This window comes from Desulfoluna sp. HI9BLuna, assembly GCF_056829775.1.
Map to the genome: position 1 here is coordinate 2311127 of NZ_CP186555.1, position 10935 is coordinate 2322061.

The window sequence follows — 10935 nt, forward strand, 5'->3', positions numbered from 1 at the left end:
GAACATCGGTGTGGGCCGACCCGTTACGGTCGGCCCCGATAATCGGTGGTGCTTAGCGTCCCCCTTCCGGGGCCAGGATAAATTTCCAGGCGCAGACCCAGGTGTCGGGGTGGGCGTCCGGCGGGCACCCCACACACTCGGTGCGGATGCGCGGGTCAATGGCCCTGGCAAAAGAGGGGTATTCCACAAGCCCTGCGGATTTGCAGGGGTAGTCGTCCAGGCCTTTTCGCTGCCGCGCGGTCTGGACCCGGCACTTGTTCATCTGAAAAACAAAGCTGTTTTCCTCTTCCTCCACAATGGACTGCTCGTTGATCCGCGCGTACATGCGGAATTTCAAGGCCGTCTTGAGCCCTTCCAGCCCGGGCGTTTCAGAGAGTCCCAGAAACCGTTTCACGGCCGAGGCCTCAAAGGGTGAAAAATGTGCCCAGCAGGAGTCGTTGCAACGCTTGGCGTCGTTCATCCCGTGGGTGAACTCCACAGACTGGAACCACACCCCGTCGTTGGCCAGCCAGTTGATGGAAATGGACTCCAGAAACGCGTCCATGGCCTCGTCATCCAGGTTAAGGAGCGCATCGGGAATGCCGTCGGTAAGGCCGAAGCCCAGGGTCTTGGAGAGGCGTTTCAGCTGGATACCCCGGCTTGTCTCCAAAGCTTTCCAGAGGGTGTCGTGGGCTTTTTCCGTGCCCATCTGATGCCTCACCTCCGTAAACCACAGGACGTGATGCATGATAATGCGATGCATCATGTCCATGGCCAGCGTCGCCTTCTCTTTGCTGCCCAACCCTTCCAGTGCCGTCTTGGTCGTGTCCGTCATCTTGTGCCTATCCCGTTAAGGGCTATGCCCTAAAATAATAATACATAACGAAACGCCACCTTAAATTCATTATGTGTCGAAGCAACGATCAAAAAATCATGCTGAGGATTTATGGAATGATCCCGTCATGTGTCATTTATTCTTGGCATGGCCCTAAAATGAATGCCATGCATGGTGTCGAACGATTCCCGGGGCATCTCCCAACGCAAAAACCATTTCCCATGTGCCCCCGGCGGCCAGGGCAATCATCGCCCCTGGCCTCCAAGGTGCAGGCCCCTTTGGCCTTCGGTCCGGAACACCAAACGGGACTGCCTGTTGCACAGGAGTTTTACTTACAAAAAAACAACATCATCATAAAATATACCAATACACACAGCCTTCGGGATCCCGCATCGGCCACCACGCTTTACCCGTGCAAAGCAGATGGATAACTCTTCACAACTATTTCCGATCCGGGATCCGGGGGCAAGCCTTTTTGCAAAAAGGCTCCCCCCGGCGTTCCTCTCTCAACAGCAAGGAGGCCCCGAAGTGGCGGCGGGGCCCGTCATGCTATTTCCCCCCGAATCCTGCGTCGTCCATGGCGGTCACGGCACCATCGCAGGTTTGAATCGCATCCATTTTGCCCATGGCGGCGGGCAGCATGGTGTTGATGAAGAACCGGGCGGTGGTGACCTGGCCCTTGTAATATGCGGCATCCTTTTTCTTCTTCTCCACAAGGGGAGCGGCCACGGTGGCGCGCCACAGGAGCATCCAGGCCATGGTGAGATCGCCGGTCACCTCCAGGAGCGGATGGGAGAAGGCATAGGCGTCCAGCACCTTGTCGGACATGGCGGCCTTGCTGATGGCGGCGGTCACTTCGGTGTACTTGGTGAAAAAGGCCTGGAGGTTCTCGGCCAGGGGCGCCACGTCGGGAATCTCTTTGGCCTGGTCGATGGTGTGGTGGATGGTCTCCAGAAAGTCCATGAAGGGCTTGCCCTTTTTCATGCCGAGCTTGCGGCCCAGAAGGTCCATGGACTGAATGCCGTTGGTGCCCTCGTAGATCATGAAGATGCGCGAATCCCTCAGGAGCTGGGCCACGGGGAACTCTTCCACGTAGCCATAGCCGCCGTACACCTGGATGCCGTGGCTGCAGACCTCAAAGGCCTTGTCCGTGATGTAGCCCTTGATGACCGGGGTGAGCACTTCCAGAAGGAGGCTGTACTTATTGCGCTCGTCCGGGTCCTCGCTCATGGCGATCTTGTCGTGGCAGAGGCCGCCGAAGTAGATGAGGCTTCGCATGCCGTCCACGTAAGACTTCATGATGAGGAGCTGACGCTTGACGTCCGGGTGGTGGATGATGGTCACGGGGGCGGCCCCGGACGGATCGGTGAGCCCCTTGGTCTGGACCCTTTCACGGGCGTAGTTCAGGGCGTGGATGTAGGAAGCCGTGGCGTTGGCAAAGCCCTGGAGCCCCACCATCTGACGGGCTTCGTTCATCATCTGAAACATGGCGGCCATGCCCTTGTTCTCTTCGCCCAGAAGGGTCCCGATGCACTGGCCTTTGCCGCCCAGGGTCAGGGAGCAGGTGCAGTTGCCGTGGAGGCCCATCTTCTCTTCAATGCCGGTGCAGACCACGTCGTTGAACTCGCCCAGGCTGCCGTCCTCGTTGATGCGGTACTTGGGAACCATGAACAGGGAGATACCGCGGGTGCCTTCGGGAGCCCCTTCGATACGGGCCAGCACCGGGTGGATGATGTTTTCCACCATGTTCTGCTCACCGCCGGAAATGAAGATCTTGCTGCCGGAGATGGAATAGGTGCCGTCGTCGTTTTTCGTGGCCACGGTGGTGAGGGCCCCCACGTCGGAGCCTGCCTCGGGCTCGGTGAGGAGCATGGTCCCGGACCACTCACCGGAGAACATCTTCTTCAGGACCTGCTTCTTCTGGGCCTCGGTGCCGTAGCTCTCGATGAGCTTGGCCGCGCCGTGGGAGAGCATGTTGTAGAGCATAAAGGCGTTGCAGGCACCGTAGAAGTACTCGTTGGCCGCCATGGAGACCGCATGGGGAAGCCCCTGGCCGCCCCACTCCGGGTCGTCGCTCATGGCCAGCCATTCGCCTTCGCAGTAGAGGTCGTAGGCGTGCTTGAACCCTTCGGGCACGGTGACGGTGCCCGCGTCAAAAGTACATCCGTCATCCCCCACCTTCTGCAGGGGGAGCATCTCCTTGATCCCCAGATTCCGGGCCTCACCGATGATCATGTCGATGGTTTTTCGATTGAACTCCGCATAGGACCCGCCCTTGTACTCTGTGCCGACGTCCAGCTGTTCATGAAGTACGAAGTCGATATCCCGTTTGTCTGCAATCAGTTGAGCCATGAATCGGTTCCTTTCATCGTTGTGTGAGTAATGATCAAAGCTGAATGAATACTGTCTCCGGCGACAAGGGGGACGAAGCCGCGATTGCCTAAAACCGTCGTAAATGAATGGCAGGTGGTGCCTGTGCGCTTTATCGCTTTAGGCGCAGGCCCCCACCATGTGAAGCACCTCATCGTTGCGGTTGGCCGCACACCAGATCCGCATGTTCTCGGCCTCCCGCACCAGGTCGTCCCGAAAATCCGGGTGGGCGATGCTGATCAATGCCTCGGCGCGTTCCCAGGTGGATTTGCCCTTGAGGGAAACCATGCCGAACTCGGTGACCACGTACTGGGTAATGGACCGGGGCAGGGTCACCACGGTGCCGGGATCAAACACCGGCCTGATGCGGGAGATGAGCTTGCCCTCGGCATCCCTTGCCGTGGATGAGAGGCAGATAAAGGACTTTCCGCCCCTGGAGTGATACGCGCCGTAGGCAAAATCAAACTGCCCGCCGGTGCCGGTGATATGGCGAAAGCCTGCGGACTCCGAGGAGACCTGGCCGTAGAGGTCCACCTCCAGGGCGTTGTTGATGGAGACCACCCGGTCGTTGGCCGCGATGTTGAACAAATCGTTGGTGTAGTCCACGGCGTAGCTGGCGCAGGACGGGTTGTTGTCCAGAAAGTCGTAGAGGCGCTGGCTTCCCAGGGCAAAGGCATAGACCATCTTGCCGCGGTCCATGGCCTTCTTGCTGTTGGTGATCTTCCCGGCCTCGAACATCTCCAGGTAGGAGTCGGCGAGCATCTCGGTGTGCACGCCCAGGTTCTTGAGATCCGAACGGGCAATGAGCTTGCCCACGGCGTTGGGCATGCCCCCGATGCCGAGCTGGATGCAGGAGCCGTCCTCGATCTCATGGACGATGCGCGTGGCGATGGCCTTGTCCACGGCGGTGACCGCCGCGTCCGGCAGGGTGAGCAGGGGCTTGTTGTCCGACTCCACCACCACATCCACCTCGGAGATGTGCACCGACTCTTCGGCCCCGCCCAGGCACCGGGGAATGTTCTCATTGACCTCCACGATGACGGTGCGGGCGTTTTCGATAATTGCCCGCTGAAAGGAGTTGGCGATGCCGAAGTTGAAATTGCCGAAGCTGTCCATGGGCGCCGTGCGCACCATGCACACATCGCAATGGAGGTTCTGCCGGTAGTGGGACGGCCCTTCATGGTAGACAAAGGGGATAAAGTGGCAGCTCCCCTTGTCGTGGCTCTTGCGCTCCCCTGAGCTGAAGTGCCAGCTGTTGTAGACAAAGCGACCGCTTTCTGCGGGAACCTTGGCCACCGCGGCCACACCGGGAAAGGCCAGGGCCCGGACCTTGACGTTCCAGAGTTCGTCCTGGCGCATGGCCAGGGCCGCGTCCAGGTATTCGGGGGCACAACAGAACGCTCCGTAGTCCACCCAGTCCCCCGGGTGAACCAGACACACCGCATCCATGGCCGACATGAGCTTGTTCTTGTAATCGTTGATGAACCCCATAACTCCTCCCTGTGCCGATGGTAAGTCTCAACAGGCGGTGCCAGGCGGGGGCACCCCCCTGCAGGGAGTGTGGGAGACCCTGCGTCAATGGGGAGTGCTGCCGCACAACATGGCCCACGGTGCCGCCGAACCGGTGAAACCGGGCTGGGTACCCGGTGACGATTCCATTCCACCGTTATCCGGCGCATACGCCGTTTCAATGAGTAATCATGGGCAACAAACATGCCACCTCTATCAACAAGATTCCAGAAGCCTGTTTTTCATAAGAAAAGTAGCAAAGAGAGGAACCGGAGCCCCTGAACAGGAAGGGGGGAACCGATGTGGCGATATCGCCACAACCCGTTCCCCCCTTCCGACCGTTCCCTGTTTGGTTCGAATAGCTTACGCCATTTTGTGGCGGATTCGCCACACCACGTGGTTATTTCAACCCATACTTGCGCATCTTGGTAAACAGGGTCTTGCGATGGATCCCCAAAATCTCCGCCGTCCGCCCCTTCTGCCACCGGGTCTTCTCCAGGGCATTTTCGATGACCCGCCTTTCGAAGGCCTCCACAGCCGCTGTCAGGCCCACCCCGGCGTCGGGCAGGGCTTCCTCCTCTTCGGGATCCTCCACGAGGGTCTCCGCCTCCATCAGCTCCATGAAATCGACCTTTCGCAAGGTCACGTAACGCTTCAGCACGTTTTGGAGCTCCCGGATGTTGCCCGGCCAGTGGTAGCGGGTAAAGGCCGCCAGGAGCCGCCCGGTGATGGGCGCCACCTCCCGCCCGTCCGCATACATGGAGAGAAAATGATCGATGAGAAGGGGCAGGTCGTCCTTGCGCTTGCGCAAAGGGGGCAGCTTGATGGGGATGATGTGAACGCGGTAGTAAAAGTCCTCCCGCATGAGCCCCTTCTGGACCAGCTCTTTGAGATTCCGGTTGGTGGCCGCCACAATGCGGATGTTGGGCTTGCGCACCAGGGTGCCCCCCACCGGTGTGTAGCCGCTTCCCTCGATGGCCCGTAAGAGCTTCACCTGCATGTTGAGGCCGATCTCCCCGATCTCGTCGAGAAACAGGGTGCCCTCATCGGCGATATCCAGAAAACCCTTCTTGTCGGCGCTCGCCCCGGTGAAGGCCCCTTTCTTGTACCCGAAGAACTCGCTTTCGATGATGCTCTCGCTGATGGCGCCGCAGTTAACGGGCACAAAGGGCTTGGAACTCCGGTCGCTCATCTTGTGGATCGCCCGGGCCACAAGCTCCTTGCCGGTGCCCGACTCCCCGTAGACCATGACGTGGACGTTGCTGGCCGCCGCGTTGAGGATCAGCTCGTAGACCTCCTGCATCACCTCGCTCTTGCCCACGATGTCCCCGAACTTGTAGCGCTCCCGGATGGAGGAACGAAGCCGGAGGTTCTCCTTTCGCAAGTGCTTGGCGCTTGCGGCGATGGCCTCTTCCGTGAGCTTGCGGTCGGTGATGTCCAGGACAATGGACTGCACCTTGATCACGCTGCGGTCCGTATCGAAAATCGGGGTGCGCACCGCAAAATACCAGCGGTCCTCCTTGGGGCTCTTCACCTCCTGGCGCACCGTCTCACCGGTGAACACCTTCTCCGTGCACCAGGGGCAGGGGGTGTCCAGCCCGTAGATCACCTTGTGGCAGAGCTCTCCCACGGCGTTGCGGCCGATCTTCTCCTCCAGGGTTCGGTTGATGAACTCCAGGCGACGATCCGTGGTGATGATGTAGATAAAGCCCTCGAAGGTTGTAAGAATGGCGGAGAGCTTGGCCTCGCTCTCCCGCAGGCTGTTCTCGGCGAGCTTGCGCTCGGTGATGTCCATGAACGAGGCGATGCTGTTCATGGTGCCCGGGATCATCCCCACCTTCATGTAGATATAAGTGAGGTTCTTTGCCTTGTCGTGGATGCGACACTCGTACTCGATGGGGATATCCGCCCCGGGCTTTCGCCGCCCGTAGTGGTAGCGCTGCATGCGGTCCAGGTCCTCGGGGACCACGAACTGGGACCACTTCATGCGGTTGTCGATCTCCTCCCGGGTGTACCCCACCATGGCCTCGAACCGCTCGTTGGAGAAAAGGATCGTCATCTCGTGGTCGATGATGATGGTGCCGGTGCCTGTGTTCTCGAACACCGCCCGGTACATCTTTTCACTCCTGGCAAGGGCCTTGATGGACTTTACGCGACCGGCGCCCAGGCGCAGCTTGTGGACCGCCTCCCCCACCCCCTTTGCCAGTACGCCCAGGAGGTTCAGCTCCTCGGCATCAAAAAGATAGTCGCCCGAAGCATACAGGGTGATGACCCACGACTCCCCCATGGAAAGGGCAATGGGCAAACTCACCGCAGCGGAGTAGCCCATCTTCAGGGCCTCGTCGCGCCACTGGGCAAAATTGTAATCCGTTTCGATATTCTGGACAATGCAGGTCCGCTCGTCGGCCATGGCCACCGCAGCCGGGCAGCCCAGCCTGTCTGCACCGTCCCCCCGGATCATCGCCAGGTCGGGGCAGAATGCCTCCAGGCCGTCCCCGGCGCGTACGGACAACAGCTCCCCCTTTGCCGCGGGCGGCCCCCCCACCCAGGCATAGTCGTAGCGACTCTCCCCGGAAGACAGGAGAAGACAAAGCTTGTCCACAAGCTCGTCTTCGGTTTGTGAGTGAATCAAGATATTGAGAAAAGAGATATAGGCCTTGTGGTTCTGCGCTCTGCGATCGTCCATGGGTGGCTGGCCTCGTGATAAAAGATAAACTCGTCACACGTCGATGCCTCAGTTACGGGGCAGGCAAACATCGTGGCGGGATGGTAACACAAGGGAAGTAGAAGTTCAAAATTTACTCTCATGATCCCTGTTCAGAAAAACGCCTCACCGTCTCATGGCGACGAAGGAAAATTTCGCCGTCTTTCACTTAACGGTTTTTTGTCCATGTGGTAATGGTCGTGGATGACAGGCGACGTGCCGCGGCAACGGATGCTTCAACATCCCGGCGGCACCAGATGTTTCGCCACGGCCCCACCCCACAACGCGAAAGGAACAACACGATGCGCCCCCCATTTCAGCAAGACACCTGCATGGATCTTCTCATTACCCTGGCGGAAACACCCGGGCCGAGCCTGGAAGAGACGTTGAGACGAAAGGTTCTGGAGAATTTTCTTACCGACCGGGGTGTGCCCTTTTCCGTGGATGGCGCCGGCAACCTCCGGGTGCTTTTCGGAGAAGGCCCCTGGGAAGAGACCGTGGTGTTCGATGCCCACATGGACGTGGTGCAGGAAGGGTTTGAGGCCAAAGTGACCCGCGACAAAGACCGGCTCGTGGGCATGGGCGTGGCCGACGACCTGGCTGCCGTGACCCTCCTGGCCCACCTGGCAGCAGACCTCTGTGACCGCAAGGTGGCCCTGGAGCGCCCGCTTCTCATCCTCTTCTCCACCGGGGAGGAGGGCCACGGAAACCTCAAAGGCATCCGGCACCTGGTGGCAGAAAAGGAAAAGCCGCCTCACCTCTTTGTCTCCTTTGACCTGAACTTCGACAATATCTGCCTGACGGCCCTGGGGTCCAAACGCTACCGCATCGCAGCCCAGGCCCCCGGTGGACACAGCTGGAGCGACTTCGGCCTGCCCAGCGCCATCGATTCCCTCATGGCCCTGCTCACCGATGTCAAGCACCGGTTCGGCGCCATCACCGCCACCCACCCCGGCCAGGCATCCTGCAACGTCGGCACCATCCAGGGCGGAGAAGGGATCAACTCCATCGCCGCAGGGGCCTCGGCAACATTTGAGTTCCGAAGCGTGGACCCAAAGATCCTGAACCGCCTGGACCAGGACCTGCAAGAGAGCCTTGCCTCCCACGTCACAGAAGCCGTCACCTTCTCCTGCACCACCACGGGAGAGCGCCCCGCGGCCTCCCCGGTGGAGAGCCACCGCATCGCACCCATGGCCGTCAAAGCCATCCACGACGCCACCGGCATCACCCCCAAAGAGATCCCCATGAGCACCAATATCAACGTCCCCCTCTCCAAAGGATGGCCCTGCGTCTGCATGGGCCTCTGCCAGGGCGGCCGCTTCCACAGCCACGAAGAGTTCCTCATCATCGACTCCCTGGCCCAGGGCTGGGAAGTGCTGCACGCCATGCTGCCGGATGGCAGGGCTTAAAAGCAAGCCTCCGGCGGCCAGGTGGGGGCACCTGGAAACCCTATGGCGAATGCATGGAGATCGCGGGTATACGAACGCTCACAGGGCATTCGCGTGATGTGTGAGATGAGGCAACCGCTTATTCAGGAGAGGCCTATGTCACTCTTCTTATGAACACGATGAAGGACATTTGGAATTCGCTTGACGTTAACCGGAATAGCTTCGCCAGCGATGATGGTGAAGAGAATATGAGAAGGCTGACCACCCAAGTGCTAACCCGGATATCTTTCTCGCTCCCAGGCTTGGCCTGGGAGTGTCTGTTGCAAGGCTCCGCCTTGCCGGTGTGGGGTATTGAGAAGGGACTCCAGCGTGGAGGCAGAGCCTCCATGCACCATTCCCAGGCGGAGCCTGGAAACGAAAGAAGATAGTTAAATGCCCCACACCGCCTACCACGGGCGCAGCCCGTCAGCGAATGTGACGGCCCTGAGGAATCCGCCTACGCCCGTGTCTGCGTGTCACCACTCAGCCAACGTCACCGGGCCACGGCGCGACAAACGAGGGCCGAGAGCATTTGCGAACGCTTGGCCCATTGCCGCGGGAGACAGTCCGGTTAAACCGATAATGGACAAGCTATGATAGCGTATCCCGTACCTTCGATGGTTGAGAGCCTGTCCGCCTAAGCTACCGGCTTTTGCATCGGGCGAAGCCCGAGTCGAAGGCCCTTGCGCTTTGGCCCGAGGAACGAGGGACAAAGCGCAAGGGTTATATGCTTTCGAGGTGGCTCACCTCGCCGCCGGAGGCACGCTTTTTGAGCCGACGTTAACCACAGAAGGCCTTGTTTAAAGTTGTTCCAACGCTTTTTCCATGCGGTCCAGGGCCTCTTCAAGGAGGGCACGGGTGCAGGCAAAGTTGAGACGAAGCCAGCCAGGGGCGTCGAAGTAGGCGCCGTCTGAGAGGCCCACGCCGTGCTCTTCGAAAAAGGTGGCAGGATTATCCACGCCCAGGTCCCGGGCATCCATCCAGATCAGGTAGGTGGCCTCCGGCAGGAGGGGGGTGAGACCTTTCATGGCGGCAAGACGTTCAAAGGCGTAGTCCCGGTTGGACCGAAGGTACGACAAGACCTCTTTCAGCCAGGGGCCGCCGTGGATATAGGCGGCAGTGGCCCCTTCGTATCCCATGAGGTTCACGTGGGGGACGATGCCCTCCATGGCCGCTTTGAAACGGGTGCGAAGTTTCTCATCGGAGATGATGGCCATGGAGCAGCCGAGACCCGGGATGTTGAAGGTCTTACTGGGGGCCATGAGGGTGATGGTGCGTGCGGCGGCTTTTTCCGAAAGAGAGGCCGTGGGAATATGAGCGGCCTTTTCGTCCAGCACCAGGTCGGCATGGATCTCGTCGGAGCAAATGAGAATATCCCGTTCCTCGCAAAAATCAACGATACCGGCGAGTTCGTCCTGTGTAAGCAGGGTACCGCCGGGGTTGTACGGGGTGCAGAGCATGAGAAGTCTCGTCTCCGGGGTCACCTGGGCTTCGAGCACCTCGCGGTTGATCACGAGTCGGCCGTCCCCCACGGGCAGGTGGACCTTCACCATCTGCCTCCGGGCGTTTTTAGCTGCAGACAAAAACGGCGGATAGGCGGGGGTGGGCACGGCGATGTCTTCTGTCTCCCCCACCAGCCGGGCGGCCACGTTGAACCCGGTGACCACACCGGGGATAAAAAGAATCCACTCACGCTCCACTCGCCAGTCAAAGTGCCGCGCAATATGCCCCTGCACCGCCTCGTACAGGGCATCGGAGGGAAGGGTATACCCGTACACCGGATGGCCAGCCCGTCTTGTGAGCGCCGTGGTCACGGCCTCGGGTGCTGCAAAATCCATATCCGCCACCCACAGGGGCAACACATCCTCTTTAAACCAATCCCACTTAAGGCTTGATGTCCCTTTGCGGTCAATGGGCCTATCAAAATGCATGACAACTCCTTCATCTCTGGTCACAGGCAGGTGCCCTTTCGTTACCCAAAGAACATACCCGCCACAAACCAAAGGCACCAGAAAAAACGCTAACCATTCAGCTCAAAAGAGCCTCCGGCGGCCCTGCCGGGGGCCAAACTTCATGGGAGTCGGGATACGCGGACAGCGGCTATTTACGAA

Annotated in this window: 6 protein-coding genes; 1 reads left to right on the forward strand and 5 read right to left on the reverse strand. The window is 59.7% G+C overall.

Translation table 11 applies throughout. The annotated features are described in order from the left end of the window. Positions 1–52: 52 nt before the first annotated feature. The 4 genes from ACOYW0_RS09275 to ACOYW0_RS09290 form a co-directional block, all read right to left on the reverse strand. The gene (locus ACOYW0_RS09275) at positions 53–814 is read right to left on the reverse strand and encodes a DUF6125 family protein (RefSeq protein WP_482418235.1); all 762 of its coding nucleotides are present in this window, start codon (positions 812–814) and stop codon (positions 53–55) included. 549 nt (positions 815–1363) lie between these two features. Next, positions 1364–3166 carry an acyl-CoA dehydrogenase gene (locus ACOYW0_RS09280; RefSeq protein WP_482418236.1) on the reverse strand — a complete coding sequence of 601 codons (1803 nt, stop codon included), beginning with the start codon at positions 3164–3166 and terminating at the stop codon, positions 1364–1366. A gap of 138 nt (positions 3167–3304) precedes the next feature. Next, the gene (locus tag ACOYW0_RS09285; RefSeq protein ID WP_482418237.1) at positions 3305–4675 is read right to left on the reverse strand and encodes an acetyl-CoA hydrolase/transferase family protein; all 1371 of its coding nucleotides are present in this window, start codon (positions 4673–4675) and stop codon (positions 3305–3307) included. A 418-nt stretch (positions 4676–5093) separates the two neighbouring features. Then, on the reverse strand, positions 5094–7379 hold the full coding sequence (locus ACOYW0_RS09290) for a sigma 54-interacting transcriptional regulator (protein ID WP_482418238.1): 2286 nt from the start codon (positions 7377–7379) through the stop codon (positions 5094–5096). 350 nt (positions 7380–7729) lie between these two features. On the opposite strand from ACOYW0_RS09290, the gene ACOYW0_RS09295 reads away from it, so the two are divergent. Further along, positions 7730–8806: a M20 family metallopeptidase gene (locus ACOYW0_RS09295; RefSeq protein WP_482418239.1), complete on the forward strand. Its 1077-nt coding sequence runs from the start codon at positions 7730–7732 to the stop codon at positions 8804–8806. Positions 8807–9624: 818 nt separating this feature from the next. Here ACOYW0_RS09295 and ACOYW0_RS09300 read toward each other — a convergent pair. After that, positions 9625–10755, reverse strand: coding sequence for a MalY/PatB family protein (locus tag ACOYW0_RS09300; protein WP_482418240.1), 1131 nt, complete (start codon positions 10753–10755; stop codon positions 9625–9627). Positions 10756–10935: the final 180 nt, after the last annotated feature.